Source organism: Cupriavidus sp. 22TCCZM01-5 (assembly GCF_057798915.1).
The window spans coordinates 104,087-120,940 of the sequence record NZ_JBYOJR010000003.1; the positions used below are offsets into that span (position 1 = coordinate 104,087).

Annotated in this window: 13 protein-coding genes; 4 read left to right on the top strand and 9 right to left on the bottom strand. The window is 68.2% G+C overall.

Features of this window, described 5'->3' with window-relative positions:
- Positions 1-41 precede the first annotated feature (41 nt).
- The 4 genes from AC3FNH_RS04105 to edd form a co-directional block, all read right to left on the bottom strand.
- Positions 42-995: an alpha-E domain-containing protein gene (locus AC3FNH_RS04105; RefSeq protein ID WP_488719156.1), complete on the bottom strand. Its 954-nt coding sequence runs from the start codon at positions 993-995 to the stop codon at positions 42-44.
- Positions 996-1,032: 37 nt separating this feature from the next.
- Positions 1,033-2,508, bottom strand: a complete 1,476-nt coding sequence (locus tag AC3FNH_RS04110; protein ID WP_276097844.1) for a circularly permuted type 2 ATP-grasp protein — start codon at positions 2,506-2,508, stop codon at positions 1,033-1,035.
- Positions 2,509-2,733: 225 nt separating this feature from the next.
- Positions 2,734-3,240 carry a gluconokinase gene (locus AC3FNH_RS04115; protein WP_488719157.1) on the bottom strand — a complete coding sequence of 169 codons (507 nt, stop codon included), beginning with the start codon at positions 3,238-3,240 and terminating at the stop codon, positions 2,734-2,736.
- Positions 3,241-3,375: 135 nt separating this feature from the next.
- Entirely contained in the window at positions 3,376-5,271 is a 1,896-nt protein-coding gene (edd, locus tag AC3FNH_RS04120) for a phosphogluconate dehydratase (protein WP_488719158.1), read from the bottom strand.
- A gap of 246 nt (positions 5,272-5,517) precedes the next feature.
- On the opposite strand from edd, the gene AC3FNH_RS04125 reads away from it, so the two are divergent.
- Positions 5,518-6,447 carry a MurR/RpiR family transcriptional regulator gene (locus AC3FNH_RS04125; protein ID WP_276097847.1) on the top strand — a complete coding sequence of 310 codons (930 nt, stop codon included), beginning with the start codon at positions 5,518-5,520 and terminating at the stop codon, positions 6,445-6,447.
- Positions 6,448-6,459: 12 nt separating this feature from the next.
- On the opposite strand, the gene AC3FNH_RS04130 is transcribed toward AC3FNH_RS04125, so the two are convergent.
- The 4 genes from AC3FNH_RS04130 to AC3FNH_RS04145 form a co-directional block, all read right to left on the bottom strand.
- Complete coding sequence (locus tag AC3FNH_RS04130; protein ID WP_488719159.1) at positions 6,460-8,871, bottom strand: DNA internalization-related competence protein ComEC/Rec2; 2,412 nt, start codon at positions 8,869-8,871, stop codon at positions 6,460-6,462.
- Between the two features lie 70 nt (positions 8,872-8,941).
- Positions 8,942-9,796: a TatD family hydrolase gene (locus AC3FNH_RS04135; protein ID WP_488719160.1), complete on the bottom strand. Its 855-nt coding sequence runs from the start codon at positions 9,794-9,796 to the stop codon at positions 8,942-8,944.
- A 14-nt stretch (positions 9,797-9,810) separates the two neighbouring features.
- On the bottom strand, positions 9,811-10,548 hold the full coding sequence (locus tag AC3FNH_RS04140; RefSeq protein ID WP_488719161.1) for an ABC transporter ATP-binding protein: 738 nt from the start codon (positions 10,546-10,548) through the stop codon (positions 9,811-9,813).
- Positions 10,541-11,791: a lipoprotein-releasing ABC transporter permease subunit gene (locus tag AC3FNH_RS04145; protein WP_488719162.1), complete on the bottom strand. Its 1,251-nt coding sequence runs from the start codon at positions 11,789-11,791 to the stop codon at positions 10,541-10,543. Before AC3FNH_RS04145 ends, AC3FNH_RS04140 begins: the two co-directional genes overlap by 8 nt.
- A 116-nt stretch (positions 11,792-11,907) precedes the next feature.
- Between AC3FNH_RS04145 and AC3FNH_RS04150 the strand changes: the two genes are divergently transcribed.
- On the top strand, positions 11,908-13,008 hold the full coding sequence (locus AC3FNH_RS04150) for a hypothetical protein (protein WP_488719249.1): 1,101 nt from the start codon (positions 11,908-11,910) through the stop codon (positions 13,006-13,008).
- 34 nt (positions 13,009-13,042) lie between these two features.
- Positions 13,043-14,740 carry a single-stranded-DNA-specific exonuclease RecJ gene (recJ, locus tag AC3FNH_RS04155; RefSeq protein WP_488719163.1) on the top strand — a complete coding sequence of 566 codons (1,698 nt, stop codon included), beginning with the start codon at positions 13,043-13,045 and terminating at the stop codon, positions 14,738-14,740.
- A gap of 11 nt (positions 14,741-14,751) precedes the next feature.
- On the opposite strand, the gene AC3FNH_RS04160 is transcribed toward recJ, so the two are convergent.
- Positions 14,752-15,489 carry a peptidoglycan DD-metalloendopeptidase family protein gene (locus tag AC3FNH_RS04160; RefSeq protein ID WP_488719164.1) on the bottom strand — a complete coding sequence of 246 codons (738 nt, stop codon included), beginning with the start codon at positions 15,487-15,489 and terminating at the stop codon, positions 14,752-14,754.
- Positions 15,490-15,691: 202 nt separating this feature from the next.
- On the opposite strand from AC3FNH_RS04160, the gene prfB reads away from it, so the two are divergent.
- Positions 15,692-16,796, top strand: a protein-coding gene (gene prfB, locus AC3FNH_RS04165) for a peptide chain release factor 2 (RefSeq protein ID WP_276097854.1) whose coding sequence is annotated in 2 segments (ribosomal slippage) — positions 15,692-15,772 and positions 15,774-16,796 — 1,104 coding nt in all. Because the reading frame shifts where the segments join, the coding sequence is not laid out codon by codon here.
- The last annotated feature ends 58 nt before the right edge of the window (positions 16,797-16,854 follow it).

The window sequence follows — 16,854 nt, forward strand, 5'->3', positions numbered from 1 at the left end:
CTGCGCATGGCCGCCTCTTGGGTCGCGCGGCGGCTGCTCCACTAGGCTGCCATCAGCGGCACCAGGAAGTCACGGCTGATGCCGTTGCCGATGTCGCCGATGCGCTCGAGGAAGCTCGTCAGGAAGGCGTGCAGCCCGACGGCAAAAATGTCGTCGATGCGGGCAAATTTCAGGTCGGCATGCAGTTTACCAGCCTGCCGCTCGGTCTCGTCCGAGTGCTGGTTGCCGACCAGCGCCAGGATGGCCACGACCTCGTCCATGCTGGACACCAGCGAGCGCGGCATGTCCGGCCGCAGGATCAGTAGTTCGGCCACGCGCTGCGGCGTGATGACGGCTCGGTAGACCTTGCGATAGACCTCGAAGCCCGATACCGAGCGCAGCACCGCTGCCCAGTGGTAGAAGTCGTTCTGCTCGCGGTTGGGATCGCTGTCGTCGCTGCCCGAGGACTGGAACTTCACGTCGAGAATCCGCGCGGTATTGTCGGCACGCTCGAGGAAGGTGCCGAGCCGCATGAAGTGAAACGCGTCATCCTTCAGCATCGTGCCGAACTGCACGCCGCGCGCCAGGTGCGAACGGAACTTGACCCACTCGAAGAAGCGCGACGGGTCGTCCTGCAACTCGCCGTCCGCGATCATGCGCTGCACGTCGAGCCAGGTGGTATTGACCGTCTCCCAGACCTCGGTGGTAAGCGAGCCGCGCACCGCGCGCGCGTTCTCGCGCGCCGCGCGCAGACAGCTCATGATCGACGACGGGTTGGTCATGTCGCGCACCATGAAATCGATCACGTCGTCGCGCGTGAGCAGTCCGTACTTGTGGTCGAACGCGCGGGTCAGCTCGGAGATGTCGAGCATGGCCCACCAGCCCTGCTCCGCCACCTCCGCGGACTGCGGCAGCAGCGAGGTCTGGTAGTTGACGTCCAGCATGCGCGCGGTATTTTCGGCGCGCTCGGTATAGCGGGCCATCCAGAACAGATGGTCGGCGGTGCGGCTCAGCATGGTAGTTCTCCTCGCAATGCGGTCGTGGGCGGTGCGTTCAGCGCTCCAGCACCCAGGTGTCCTTGGTACCCCCGCCCTGCGAGGAATTCACCACCAGCGAGCCCTCGCGCAGCGCCACGCGCGTGAGCCCGCCCGGCACCATGCGCACCTCGCGCCCCGACAGCACGAACGGGCGCAGGTCGATATGGCGCGGCGCGATGCCCGATTCCACATAGGTCGGACACGTGGACAAGGCCAGCGTCGGCTGCGCGATGTACTGCTCGGGCCGCGCCTTCACCACCTCGCGGAAGGTATCGATCTCCGCGCGCGTCGCTGCCGGCCCCACCAGCATGCCGTAACCGCCCGCGCCGTGCGTTTCCTTGACGACCAGGTCGGCCATGTTGTCGAGCACGTACTGCAGGTCGTCGGGACGCCGGCACATATAGGTCGGCACGTTGCTGAGGATCGCCTCTTCGCCAAGGTAGAAGCGGATCATGTCGGGCACGTACGGATAGATCGACTTGTCGTCGGCCACGCCCGTGCCGATGGCATTGCAGATGCTCACGTTGCCCGCGCGGTAGACCGACAGCAGCCCCGCCGCGCCGAGCGAGGAATCGTGCCGGAACACGAGCGGGTCGAGGAAGTCGTCGTCCACGCGCCGGTAGATCACGTCGACGCGCTGCGGGCCCTGCGTGGTGCGCATGTACAGGTGCTCGTCCTCGACGAACAGGTCGCTGCCTTCCACCAGCTCCACGCCCATCTGCTGCGCGAGGAAGGCGTGCTCGAAGTACGCCGAGTTGTACATGCCCGGCGTCAGCACCACCACGGTCGGATCCGTGATCGCCTGCGGCGAGACCCCGCGCAGCATGTCCAGCAGCAGGTCGGGATAGTGGGCTACCGGCGCCACGCGGTTGCGCGCAAACAGGTCCGGGAACAAGCGCATCATCATCTTGCGGTTCTCGAGCATGTACGACACGCCCGACGGCACGCGCAGGTTGTCTTCGAGCACGTAGAACTCGCCCTCGCCGGCACGCACCACGTCAATGCCGGCCACGTGCGCGTAGATGTCGCGCGGCACGTCCACGCCGAGCATCTCGGGCCGGTACTGGGCGTTGTTGTAGATCTGGTCCGGCGGGATCACGCCGGCGCGAATGATGTCCTGCCCGTGGTAGATGTCGTGGATGAACCGGTTCAGCGCCGCTACGCGCTGGCGCAGCCCTTTCTCCAGCGTCGCCCACTCGCTGGCCGGGAAGATGCGCGGGATCACGTCGAACGGAATGGTCCGCTCGGTGCCGCTGTTGGATTCGTCCTTGTCGCCGTAGACCGCGAACGTAATGCCCACGCGGCGGAAGATCAGGTCCGCCTCGGCGCGCTTGTTGGCCATGGTGTTCCCGGACTGGCGCGCCAGCCAGTCCGCGAAGTGCCGGTAGTGTGGCCGTACCAGGCCGCCCGGCAATGCCTGCCCCGCCTGGATGACAGTATTCCTCTCGTCATCCCGCCAATCCAGCATCTCGTCGAAAAAACGCGCCGCCATGATGGCCCTTCCCTCCGTGAAATTGGGGGGCGTCCTGGTCGCCTGGCCTGCCGGCCTCCCACCGGAATCGCCGCCCCCTTGTTTTCCTGGCTATACAGCTGTCGAGTGACTGGCCCTTTCAGCATACCTGCGCCAGCGAAAGCCGCAAGTCCTTGCGGCTGCGCAGCACGGAAACGGGATTAGCAAGATGCCTGCCAGCGTCGTGGCAGGCGGCGCGCCGGAGGGTCAGTGCGCGGCCTTGACGCGGTGCCGTTCGCCGTCGTCGAGGATGGCCTGCACCAGCGCTTCCGGCGGCTGCCGGATATCGAGCACGAGCGCGCCGCGGGGTTCCTCGAGCGTTTCGAGCTGGCTCTGGAGCAGCGCCGGGTTGAAGAAGTGGTCCGTGCGCGAGGACAGGCGCGAGCCAATCAACGCCGCATCGCCCTTCATGTAGACAAAGGTCACGCCGCCATCGGGCGGCGTCAGCCGGTCGCGGTACGCCTGGCGCAGCGCGGAGCAGGTGAACACATGGGTGCGGCCCTCGGCCCGGGCGGCGTCGATCGCGGCACGCATGGCCGCGAGCCACGGCCAGCGGTCTTCGTCGGTGAGCGGGATGCCGGCGTGCATCTTGGCTTTGTTGGCAGCGCTGTGAAACTCGTCCGCGTCATGGAATGCGCAGCCCAGGCGTTCCGCCAGCATAGCGCCAACCGTCGACTTGCCGCTGCCGGAAACGCCCATCAGGATATAGATCATGTCTGCTCCATCGATCATGGTGTCGGATGGTTTGCCCCATCCTTGTCGGTAGCCTCGCGCCGGCAGGCGGCGCGCAGGGGCCCGGCCGGCGGCTGGCGCCGGCCAGGGAATCGGGTGAAACGGGCCCTGGCCCGGTTATTGTGCGACGGAATGCGCGGCCACGGCAGTTCCATGCGTGGCCGCGGCGGGAACGGCATCCGCCTCGGACAGGTCAAGTGCGCTGCCGCCCTCTTCCGCCTTGCGCGCGTGGCGGCGGAACAGGCCGAACAGGCCGCGGCCCACGCTGAACTGCGCGAACGCGTCGGCCGGGGCCTGCGCCACCGGGCGCGCGGCGAACTCTGCCGGATCGCCAAGCCAGGCCAGCGTGCCGGTCACAGCATCCACGCGCACCCGGTCGCCGTCGCGCACGCGCGCGAGCGGGCCGCCGGCCAGCGCCTCGGGGCCAACGTGGATCACCGCGGGCACCTTGCCGGACGCGCCGGACATGCGCCCGTCCGTGACCAGCGCCACCTGGTGGCCGGCATCCTGCAACGCACCAAGCACGGGCGTGAGGCGGTGCAGCTCGGGCATGCCATTGGCATTGGGCCCCTGGAAACGCACCACGGCCACCACGTCGCCGTTCAGCTCGCCCGCCTCGAAGGCGGCCTGCAGCCCCTCCTGCGAATCGAACACGCGCGCCGGCGCCTCGACCACGCGGTGTTCCGGCGCCACGGCGGACACCTTGATCACGCCGCGCCCCAGGTTGCCCTGCATCAGGCGCAAGCCGCCTTCGGCCGAAAACGGCTGCGCGACCGTGGCCAGCACCTGCGCGTCGCCGCTGGCGCTCGCGCCGTCGCGCCAGCGCAGCACGCCGTCGGCCAGCACCGGCTCCTGCGTGTAGCGCGCCAGGCCGGGACCGGCCACGGTCTGCACGTCTTCGTGCACGAGCCCGGCCTCGAGGAGTTGGGCGATGACATAACCGGTGCCGCCCGCCGCATGGAAGTGGTTCACGTCGGCCGAGCCGTTCGGATAGACGCGCGCGAGCAGCGGCGTGATCCGCGACAAACGGTCGAAATCGTCCCAGTCGATCAGCACGCCCGCCGCGCGTGCCATGGCGACCAGGTGGATGGTGTGGTTGGTGGAACCGCCGGTGGCCAGCAGGCCAACCATGGCATTGACGACGGCGCGCTCGTCGACGATGCGTGCCATCGGCAGGTATTCGCCGCCACGCGCCGACAGCGCCAGCGCGCGCTGCGCCGCCGCCGCGGTCAGCGCGTCGCGCAGGCCGCTGTCCGGGTGCACGAAGGCTGCGCCGGGCAGATGCAGGCCCATGATTTCCATCAGGAACTGGTTGCTGTTGGCGGTGCCGTAGAAGGTGCAGGTGCCGGCGCTGTGATAGGCCTCGCACTCGGCTTCGAGCAGGGCCTCGCGGCCGACCTGGCCGGTGGCGTAGAGCTGGCGCACGCGGGCTTTTTCCTTGTTCGGCAGGCCGCTCGCCATCGGCCCGGCCGGCACGAACACGACCGGGAGGTGGCCGAACTGCAGCGCGCCCATCACCAGGCCCGGCACGATCTTGTCGCACACGCCGAGCATCACCGCCGCATCGAAGGTATTGTGCGACAGCGACACCGCCGTGCTCATGGCAATCGCATCGCGCGAGAACAGCGACAGCTCCATGCCGGGATTGCCCTGCGTGATGCCATCGCACATGGCCGGCACGCCGCCAGCCACCTGCGCCACGGCGCCGACCGCGCGTGCCGCCTCGCGAATCACGCCAGGGTAGCGCTCGTATGGCTGGTGCGCGGACAGCATGTCGTTGTAGGCCGTCACGATGCCAAGGTTCGGCGCATGTTCCACGCGCAGCTTGAGCTTGTCGTGCGCCGGCAGCGCGGCAAAGCCGTGGGCCAGGTTGGCGCAGGACAGCCCGCGCAGCGGACCCAGCTCGGCCTGCGCCCGCTCGCATCGCGCCAGGTATGCCCGCCGGCTGGCTTGGCTGCGCTCGGTGATGCGTTGGGTCACGGCAAGGATTTCGGCATGGACGGCGTGGGGCATGGCTGAAGGTTCCTGAAGGTTCCTGTTGGAGGTCCGGGAAAACCGAGTCCCTGGACTTGTAGATTTTCTACATTATAACGACACACGAATCATCCAGGCAGCCTCGCTCACATCACAAATCGCTCACATCCCCAGAAATCCGGGAAATCCCTAGCGCACCCAAAGGGCAATCTATCGCTATTCGATAGCAGCATCAATGTAGAATATCTACATTCACGATCTTGCCCGCGACACCCCGCCACCCTCATGCGCGACCGAATCCTTGCCGTCTACGACACGCTCCGCCCGTCCGAACGCCGCCTGGCTGACTATGTGGCCCGCCATGGCGCCAGCGTGATCCGGCTGTCCATGCCGGAGCTGGCCGAGCGCGCCGGCGTGTCGCAGCCGACCATCGCACGCTTCTGCGCGGCGCTGGGCTATGACGGCTTCCGCGAATTCAAGCTGCAGTTCGCGCAGAACGTGGGCGGCGGCACGCCTTTCGTCCACCAGGACGTGAAGCCCGACGATGGCCCGGCGGACATTGCCGGCAAGGTGTTCGACCGCACCATCGCCACGCTCATGAGCGTGCGCAATGCACTGTCGGCGGACCAGGTCGAGCATGGCATCCGCCTGCTGGCCGCCGCGCGCCGGATCGAGTTCTATGGCTGCGGCAATTCCGGCATCGTGGCGCTCGATATCCAGCACAAGTTCTTCCGCCTGGGCATGCCCACCACGGCCTACTCGGACCCGCATGTCTTCAGCATGTCCGCCGCGCTGCTCGGGCCGGGCGATGTGGCCGTACTGGTTTCCAACAGCGGCCGCACCTGGGACATGCTGACCGCCGCCACGCTGGCGCGCGCCAGCGGCGCGAGCGTGCTGGCGCTGACGCATAGCGGCTCGCCGCTGGCGAAGCTGGCCGATGTCTGCGTATTCTCGGACGTGGAAGAGGACAGCGAAGTCTATACCCCCATGACCTCGCGCATCAGCCACCTCGTACTGGGTGACGTGCTCGCGGCCGGCGTGGCGCTGGAACGCGCCGATACCGTCGCCGCGGGACTGCAGCGCGCCAAGGCCCATTTGCGTGAGCGGCGCATCGGCGGCGCTGAGCCGGCGCGGGCCCCGCAGGAAGCCGATGCGCCGTTGCCGCCTGCGAGACCCAAGGCCGCCACACGAACGCGCACTCGCACAACGAGCTGACAGCGTAACCGGCTATCTCGGCGCTTCCGGAGCGTCGCGCCAGTAGCGACGCTCCGACTGGCGGAACGCCTCCAGCGAATAGCCTTCGCCATGCGTAGCCATGGTGACCGCACCGGTTTCGTCGGTGCGATAGCGCAGGATGCCCGCGCTGCCATAGCGCTCCCACACTTCGGCGCGCGGATGCTGGTAGCGGTTGCGGTAGCCAAGCTGGAAAACCGCCGCATCGGGCCCGACCGCTGCCAGCCACGCGGGACTGGACGATGTGCCACTGCCATGGTGCGGCACCACAAGGACTTCGGCGCGCAGCAATTCCGCGGGCAGCCGGTCGGCCAGCTCGCGCTCCTCCGTCCTGCCGATATCGCCGGTCAGCAACAGGCTGTGGCGGCCATTGTCAATGCGCAGCACGCAGCTGCGCGCATTGCTGCCGATTCCGGCATCGCCGGACTGCTCCACCGCCGGATGCAGCACGGTGAACAGCACGCCATCCCACTCCCAGTGCTGACCTGCGCCACACGGCACCCATTCCGCCTTGCCGAGCAGTGCGTGCCCTGGCGGCGCGGCGGTTGATCTGATATCGACCGGCACGGCTTCCAGGACGTGCTGGGCCCCGCCTGCGTGATCGATATCCTCGTGACTGACCATCAGATGGTCGAGCCTGCGCACGCCGGCCGCGCGCAGGTGGGGCACGACGACCTGCGCTCCGGCGCTGCCTCCCGAGGCATAGGCAGGTCCGGCGTCATAGAGCAAGGCATGCGCACGCGTCTGCACCAGTACGGCGGTGCCCTGCCCCACGTCAAGCATCACCGCGCGGAATTCTCCGGGCGCGACCTCATCGCCGCGCGCGAGCAGCATGGGAAGGGTCAGCAGCAGCCCATGCAGCCGTATGCGCAGCCCGAACATTGCCGGCACCAGCAGGACGAGCGTGCCCAGCAGGGCCAGCGCCGTCTCCAGCGCGCCGGCCTGCGCCGTTTCCCAGACCGCCCACCCGGGAGATGCCAGCCATTGCAGCAGCACCACCAGCCACGCCAGTGCCTGATGCGCAAGCGCCAGCAGCGGCCCGGCCAGGATCGCCGGCAACACCGCGCCCAGCAGTGCCAGCGGCGTGACCAGCATGCTGACGACGGGAATGGCCACGGCATTGGCAAGCGGGGAAATGACGGGAAACTGCCGGAAAAGCAGCAGCGTAAGCGGCACCAGCCCGACCGTGACCGCCCATTGCGTGCGTGCCGCGGCGGCCAGCGAGGCGCGCAAGCGCGGCCAGAAACCGCGCACAGGCGCTTCCGGTCGCGCCGCCGCCAGGAAGATCACGCCGACCGCGCCGAACGACAGCCAGAAGCCCGGCAGCATCACCGCCCACGGGTCCAGCAACAGCGCAGCCAATGCCGCCCACGCAAGCACCATCGACGCCGGCGGCGTGCGCGCGCCCCAGGCCGCGAGCGCGGCCATCGACAACATTGCGACAGTGCGCAGCGCAGGGATCTGCAGCCCGGCAATGAGCCCGTAGCCCAACCCTGCCAGCACAGCCGCCACCAGCGCCGCCTGCCGCGCCGGGCACCGCAACGGCAACGGCCGGCGCAAGCAGCGCCCCAGGCCGAAGGAGTGCCGCCACGCCCAGTGCGCCAGCCCCGCGGCCATGCCGGCGATCATGGTGATGTGCAGCCCTGAAATACTGACCAGGTGACCGACGCCGGTTCGGTTGAACAGCAGCCAGTCTTCGCTGTCGATACCGCGCTGGTCGCCGACCACCAGCGCAACCAGGACCGCGGCAAAACGCGAGTCAGGCGGCAGTGCGGCGCGAATGCGGTCGCGCAGCGCCGCGCGTTGCGCCTCGATGCGCCACGCCAGGCGTTCGCCAGCCGCATCCTTCGGTCCGTCGCGCACGCCGCGCACATAGCCCGTCGCGCCATAGCCTTGCGCCAGCAGCCAGTATGCATAGTCGAAGCCGTGGGGATTCGCCAGCCCGCGCGGACGACGCAAGCGCACCGTGAACGCATAGCGCTGGCCTGGCCGCAATTCGGGGGGCGCTTCGCGCCAGTTCAGGACAATACGGCCCGGCACGCGCTCGCCGCGTGGCGCAGCCTCGACCGTGAAGGCAAAGCGGGCGCCCGGCGCCAGTTCCGCGGGCAAGCCGGAGACCACGCCCCTCACCTCGATGTCGCGCGCCTCGAGCCGCGTCGCCAGCCAGTCATCCATGCGCAACTGTGCGCGCCACGCGGACCAGCAAAAGCCCACGGCAAGCCCAAGCAGCACGGCCACCAGGCGCGCTGGCCAGCTTGCGGGCCGGTGCGGGAGCCGCGCGACCGCCAGCGCGATCAGGGCAGCCAGCAAGAGCGCCACCATGCCCAGCAGGCCCGTTGCCGGCACGGTGCCCTGCCGCTGCAAGGCCCAGCAGCCAGCCACGAAACCCAGCAGGATCAGGCGCACGAGGCTTTCCCGGCAAGTCCAGAGGGCCTTCGTTGTACCCTCTCGCTATCGGGAAAAGCTTGTCAGCGCGTCAGGAGTTGTTTTCGGACGGGTTGCTGCCCGCTGGCGCCATCGTGTCCGCGAATGCGCCCAGGCGCGGCAGCGCCGCGACCGAATTGCGCCACATGGCCTGCGCCAGCGCGGGCGGCTCGAGCCCGCGCAATTCGCCCAGCACGCGGGCGACGCCGGCCACTTCGGCCGGCGTATTGCGGGCCTTGTGCTGCTCGCCGAACTGGTCATCGGACAGCCAGGCCGGGGCGATGTCCGGCGCATCGGTTTCCAGCACCAGCGCATCGAGCGGCAACTCGGTGGCCAGCCGGCGGATCTGCCGCGCACGGCTGAAGGTCAGGTTACCGCCAAAGCCAAGCCTGAGCCCCTGGTCGATAAAGCGGCGCGCCTGCTCGTGGCTGCCGTTGAAGGCGTGGGCAATGCCCTGCCGCACGCCCAGCTTGCGCAACTGCGCGCAGACCGGGTCCTGCGACTTGCGCACATGCAGCAGCACCGGCAGGTCAAACTCGCGCGCGATCTTCAACTGCTCGATATACAGCCAGGTCTGATGTTCGGCATCCAGGCCAGCGACGAAGAAATCAAGACCGATCTCGCCGATGCCGACGAAGCGCGGATCATCGATCGACGCCGCCACCTCCCGGCGCAAGGCATCCACATCAGGCTGCGCCGCGCCCGCCGAGCACAGCGGATGGATCCCGAGCGCATAGACGCAGCGTGAGTCCTGCCGCGCCAGCGCACGTACCGTGTCGAAGTTCCACACCGCCACGGCAGGCACCACGATACCGGTCACGCCGGCAGCCTCGGCTGCGTCGGCGACCATGCTACGGTCGCCGTCGAACTCGCTGGCGTCGAGATGGCAATGGGTGTCGATCCACATGGCTGCCGGAGGGTTCAGCCTTCCTGGTGCAGGTGCCCGTCGCGCAGCCGCAGCACGCGGTCGCAGCGGCTCGCCAGGTCCAGGTCGTGGGTAACGATGACAAAGCTCGTGCCCAGCGTGCGCGACAGTTCGAGCATCAGGTCGTACACGCCGCCCGCGGTATGGTCGTCGAGGTTGCCGGTCGGCTCGTCCGCCAGCACGCAGGCGGGCTGCCCGACCAGCGCGCGCGCAATCGCCACGCGCTGGCGCTCGCCGCCCGACAGCTCGCCGGGGCGGTGCTTGGCACGGCCGCCCAAGCCGACACGATCGAGCATCGCCTGCGCGGCGCCGCGCGCCGCGGACTGGTCCAGGCCGCGGATGCGCATCGGCATGGCCACGTTGTCCAGCGCGGTGAATTCCGGCAGCAGGTGGTGAAACTGGTAGACGAAGCCGAGCGAGCGGTTGCGCACGACATTGCGCTCGCGCTCGCGCAGCGCCGTGAACGGCTTGCCGTGCAGCGCCACGCGGCCGGCATCCGGATTGTCCAATCCGCCCAGCACATGCAACAGCGTGCTCTTGCCCGAGCCCGAGGCGCCGACGATGGCCACCTTTTCGCCGCCCTCCACGCGCACGTCCACGCCCTTGAGGACTTCGACGTCGAGTCCACCCTGCTTGAAACGCTTGAACAGGCCCTCGCCCACAAGCACCGGAGTGCCCGTGCGCGGCTGCCCGGTAACGGGCACGGTATCGGCTTGCAGCATGGCTTCACTCATAGCGCAGGGCCTCCGCCGGATTGACGCGGGCGGCGCGCCAGCTTGGGTAGAGGGTGGCCAGAGTGGCCAGCACGAAGGAAATGATGCCGATGGTGGCAATATCGTTCACACGCGGGTCCGAAGGCAGTTCGCTGATGAAATAGATGTCGCGCGGCAGGAACTGCACGTGCAGCAGCCGCTCGATAAAGGGCACGATCACGTCGATGTTGGTGGCGATCAGCGTGCCGCCGGCCACGCCCAGCACGGTGCCGATAAAGCCGATGGCCACGCCCTGCACGATGAAGATCTTCATGATCGATCCCGGCTGCGCGCCCATGGTACGCAGGATGGCGATGTCCGCCTGCTTGTCGGTGACGGTCATCACCAGCGTCGAGACCAGGTTGAACGCGGCCACGGCGATGATCAGCGTCAGGATGATGAACATCATGCGCTTCTCGGTCTGCACCGCGGCGAACCAGTTGCGGTTCTGCTTGGACCAGTCGCGCAGGTAAAGCTCGCCCGACATGGTGCCGGCCAGTTCATTCGCCACCTGCGGGGCCCGCTGCATGTCCGCCAGCTTCAGGCGCACCCCGGTCGGGCCGCTCATGCGAAACAGCGTCTCGGCATCGCGGATGTTCACCAGCGCCAGCGCGCTGTCGAACTCGAAATGCCCCGACGAGAACACGCCCACTACGGTGAACTGCTTCAGGCGCGGCAGCACGCCGGCCGGCGTGATGGTGCCCTGCGGCGCCAGCAGCGTGATCTTGTCGCCAACCTGCACGCCCATGGCGTTGGCCAGTTCATTGCCCAGCGCAATGCCGAACTCGCCCGGCTGCAGGCTTTCCATGTGGCCGGCCTTGAACTGCTTGCCGATGTCGGACACCTTCGGCTCCTCGGCCGGGTCCACGCCGCGCAGCAGCACGCCGCGCACAGCGTCCTCGCGCGTCACCATGGCCTGGGCCGCCACGTAGGGCGCCGCGCCGATCACTTCCTTGTTCTGCATGGCCTCGGCCGCGGTGCGCTGCCAGTCAGGCAGGGCCGACGGTCCGATCACCTCGATATGCGACAGCACGGACAGCATGCGGTCGCGCACTTCCTTCTGGAAGCCGTTCATCACCGACAGCACCACGATCAGCGCGGCGACGCCGAGCGCGATGCCCAGCATCGAGATCATCGAGATGAACGATATGAACGTATTGCGGCTGGCGCGCTTGCTTGCGCGGGTATATCGCCAGCCAATCTGCCACTCGTAGGGAAATTTCAAGAGGGTTCCTGTTGTTTCGGAAAGGCGCCTGTGCCCGGGTGGTCCGGCAGCGCCGGGTGCCCCGCGCCACACTCAAGGCTGGCGCCGGCCAGCCGGAAGTTTACAATCTCGCCACCATGATGACGCACCTGACCCTGATTGTGCCCTTTTCCGTCCCGCCCGGCGCCGGCGACGACGCCACGGACGATGTCGTGCCCGGCGCGCTGCTGCGGCAGTTGGAGTTGCCCGCGCTCGGAAAGTTGCTGACCCGGGCCACGCCCGGCCAGCGCGAGCGGCACGACGACCCCTGGCTGCGCAGCCTGCCGCACGAGCGCTGGCTGGCAGGCAAGGCCGGCCTGGACACCGTCAGGGTGCCGATGGCGCCCTATATGCGGCTGGCTGACAGCGGCGGCACCGCGCCGGCGGGCCGCGAAGCCTGGGCCTGCCTGCAACTGGTGCATATCCATGCCGCCCGCGATCACCTGGTGTTGTTCCATCCCGACCAACTGGGCGTGCGTGACGAGGAAGCCGCGTCGCTGCATGCCGCCATCGAGCCGCTGCTGCGGGAAGCGGACATCACGCTCGAGACGCCCTGCGCGGCGCGCTGGTATCTGCCGGAAGCGGTGTTCGGCCCGCTCGACGCCACTACGCCGGTGCGCGCCACCGGCCGCAACATCGACATCTGGCTGCAGGACGGCGCGCGCGCGCGCGACTGGCGCCGGCTGCAGAACGAGATCCAGATGACCTGGTTCGACCACCCGGTCAACCAGGCACGCGAGGCGGCCGGGGAGCTGTCCATCAATTCCGTCTGGCTGTATGGCGGCGGCGCGATGCAGCCGGTGCCCAGGCTGGCTGACACCATCCTGGCGGCCGACCCGTTCCTGGCCGGCCTGGGGCTCGCGGGCGGCAGCCGCATCGCTCCCGTGCCGGCCGGATTTGCCGGCGTGCAGGCTGAAGGCACGGTCATGGCGATGCTCGACAGCGCCACCGAGGCGCATATCGCCGAAGACTGGGGCCTGTGGATCGAGCGCATGCACGCGCTGGACGCCGACTGGTTCGCCCCCGCGCTGCAGGCGCTCGGCGACGGCGGCATCGAAGCCATCACGCTGGTGCTCGGCGGCGAGAACCACTTCGCCGAGTTCACCGTGCGCCGGGCCGACCTGCGCAAGTTCTGGCGCGGCATGGGCCAGCGCGGCGACTGGCGCGCGCTGCTGTCCGATCTCGCCTACGCCGCCTGAGCTCCATCTACAGAAACAAGAAGCAGACCGCCCCATGACCCGGATTGCCATCCGCCCCTTTTCCGCCGAGCACGCCAGTACCCTGGCGGCTGCCGGCCTGCACCCGACCCTGGCCCGCATCCTGTCCGCGCGCGGCGTGGCGCAGGCCTCCGAACTCTCCACCGAACTGCCGGAACTGTTGCCGCCCGCAGCCATGAAGGGCATCGGCCATGCGGCCGAGTACCTGGCCGACGCGATTGCGGCACGAAAGCGCCTGCTGATCGTGGCCGACTATGACTGCGACGGCGCAACCGCCTGCGCGGTCGGCGTGCGCGGGCTGCGCATGCTGGGCGCGCGCGTGGAATTCATCGTCCCCAATCGTTTTGAGTACGGCTACGGGCTGACGCCCGAGATCGTGGCGCTGGCCGCGAAGCAGCAGCCCGACGTGATCGTGACGGTCGACAACGGCATCGCCAGCGTCGACGGCGTGGCTGCCGCCAACGCGCTCGGCATCGACGTGGTGGTGACCGATCACCATCTCCCGGGCGCGGAGCTGCCCGAAGCCGCGGTGATCGTCAACCCGAACCAGCCGGGCTGTGAATTCCCCAGCAAGAACCTGGCGGGCGTCGGCGTGATGTTCTACGTGCTGCTGGCCCTGCGCGCCGAACTGCGCAAGCGCGGGGTCTACACCCAGCAGACCCAGCCGCCGCTGCAAACGCTGCTGGACCTGGTGGCACTGGGCACGGTCGCCGATGTGGTCAAGCTCGACGCCAACAACCGCATCCTGGTGGCACAGGGCCTGAAGCGGATGCGCGCTGGCCGCATGCAACCTGGCGTGGCGGCGCTGTTCCGTGCCGCGGGCCGTGAAGCCACGCGGGCCAACACCTTCGACCTTGGCTTTGGCGTCGGCCCGCGGCTGAACGCCGCCGGCCGCCTCGCCGACATGTCGCTCGGCATCGAATGCCTGCTGACCGACGATGCCAACCGCGCCTGGGAGATCGCCCAGGAGCTGGACAGCATGAACCGCGAGCGGCGCGACATCGAAGCCGGCATGCAGCAGGAAGCGTTGCAGATCCTCGAGCAGCCGCTGGCCGGCCTCGATCCGTCGGCCCGCTTTACCGTCAGCGTGTTCAACGACACCTGGCACCAGGGCGTGATCGGCATCGTCGCCTCGCGGCTGAAGGACAGGTTCCATCGCCCGACCATCACCTTCGCGCCCGGCGACGAAGCCACGGTCAAGGGCTCGGGCCGCTCGATCCCCGGCTTTCACCTGCGCGATGCGCTCGACCTGGTCTCCAAGCGCTGCCCGGGCCTGATGGTCAAGTTCGGCGGCCACGCCATGGCGGCCGGCCTGACCGTGCGTGCCGAGCGCTTCGCCGAGTTCCAGGACGCCTTCGAAGCGGTCGGCAAGGAATGGCTCACGGACGACCAGCTCGCGCGCGTGATCGAGACCGACGGCGATATCGAGGACCAGTGCTTCAGCCCGGAATTCGTCACGCTGCTGGAGCAGCAGGTCTGGGGCCAGGGCTTTCCGGCGCCAACCTTCTGCGGCGAGTTCGACGTGCTGCGCCAGAGCGTGCTCAAGGGCAAGCACCTCAAGCTGCAGCTCGGCCGCGGCCGGCAACGCTTCGACGCGATCTGGTTCAACCACGCCGACGAGCTCGGCGCCAGCGCGCAGGTGGCCTACCGGCTCGACAACAACACCTTCAACGGCGTCACGCGCGTGCAGCTCGTGATCGAGCACGCGCAGTAGACCGCGCCGCGCTAGCCGCGCGGCGGCAGGTAGTTGGCCGGATCGACCGGCTTGCCGTTGCCGCGCACCTCGAAGTGCAGCTCGCTGCCGCTGCCGCTGCCGCCCATGCTGCCGACGTCCTGGCCCGCGGCCACGCGCGCGCCTTCGCTGACCAGCGGCTTGTCGAGGTTGCCGTACACGGTCAGCCAGTCGTCGTTGTGCTTGACGATCACCAGCATGCCGTAGCCGCGCAGGTTGCCGACGTGGATGGCCCAGCCCGGCGCGGCGGCCTTCACGGTGCCGCCGGGCGGCACTGCAATGCTCAGGCCCTTGCTCGCGGGTGGCGAGAAGCGCGCCGTGACCTTGCCGTCGGATGGCCACTGCAGCCGGATGGCGCTGGCAGGCGGCTTCGACTGGCCGCTGCTGTCCGCGCGCGGCGTATCCGTCACAGTTTCCGATGGCGTGCCGGCTGACGCGGCCGTGGCCGTGCCGGACCCCGGTGGCCCCGGTGGCTTAACCCGGATCAGCTGGCCCACTTCAATGCGGTCCGCGCTGGGCAGGTTGTTCCAGCGCACCAGCTCGCGCACATTGCGGCGCTGCTTGCGCGCGATGGAATACAGCGTGTCGCCGCTCTCCACGCGGTAGAAGCCCTCGGGCGCGGGTTCCGAGGACATCGTGCCGCAACCGGCGGCCAGCGCGGCGGAAGCCGCAGCGATCATCCATCCCAGCATCCGGCGTCGGCCGGCGGTATCGTGTCTTGTTGGCGTCATTCGTCCCTGTTGAGATTGGTCTTCGGGGGGCGGCCAGCGGGCCTGGAGCGGCCTATTATCGCCGCCCGGCCCGCACGACCCGCCGGGTAGACCGTTGGCAGGCGCTTCCGTTCTCTGCGCAATGGGCTGCCAGCGCCGCCCACAGCGCCGAAATACGCCCCGAATCCGCTATAATTCAACGTTTTGGAAGCGCAGGATAATCATGGAAGCAGAACGCCTCAACGCCATCTCCGGTGCCATCTCCGATCTCCGTTCCCGGACGGAAGATCTACGGGGGTATCTTTGACTACGATGTCAAAGTAGGAAGGCTGGAAGAAGTCAACGGCCTGCTCGAGGACCCGGACGTCTGGAACAACCCCAAGCGTGCCCAGGACCTCGGCAAGGAAAAGAAAGCACTCGAGGGCGTGGTAGGCGTCCTCGGCAAGCTCACGGACGACCTCAACGGTGCCGATGAGCTGTTCGAGCTCGCCAAGGAAGAAGGCGACGACGACACGCTCGAATCGATCGAGACCGACGTCAAGGGCTTCGAGGAAATCGTCGCGGGCATGGAATTCCGCCGCATGTTCGCGGGCGAGATGGACCAGGCCAATGCCTTCATCGACATCCAGGCTGGCGCCGGCGGTACCGAGGCGTGCGACTGGGCCTCGATGCTGCTGCGCCAGTACCTGAAGTACTGCGAGCGCAAGGGCTTCAAGGCCGAGGTGCTCGAAGAGTCCGAAGGCGACGTGGCCGGCATCAAGAGCGCGACCATCAAGATCGAGGGCGAATACGCCTTTGGCTACCTGCGTACGGAAACGGGCGTGCACCGCCTGGTGCGCAAGTCGCCGTTCGATTCGTCGGGCGGTCGCCATACGTCGTTCTCGTCGGTGTTCGTGTATCCGGAAGTCGATGATTCGTTCGAGGTCGAGGTCAACCCGGCCGACCTGCGCGTCGATACCTACCGCGCGTCGGGCGCCGGCGGCCAGCACATCAACAAGACCGATTCGGCGGTGCGGATCACGCACATCCCGACCGGCATCGTGGTGCAGTGCCAGAACGACCGTTCGCAGCACCGCAACCGTGCCGAGGCCATGTCGATGCTGAAGTCGCGCCTGTACGAGAACGAGATGCGCAAGCGCCAGGCCGAGGCCGACAAGCTCGAAGCCGGCAAGACCGACGTGGGCTGGGGCCACCAGATCCGCTCCTACGTGCTGGACCAGAGCCGCATCAAGGACCTGCGCACCAACGTGGAAATGTCCAACACGCAGAAGGTGCTGGACGGCGACCTGGACCCATTCATCGAGGCCAGCCTCAAGCAGGGACTGTAAGGCCACCGCCATGCCCGCGGGCATGGCGGGCCGCGACCACTGTCAACCACGCCCCGCC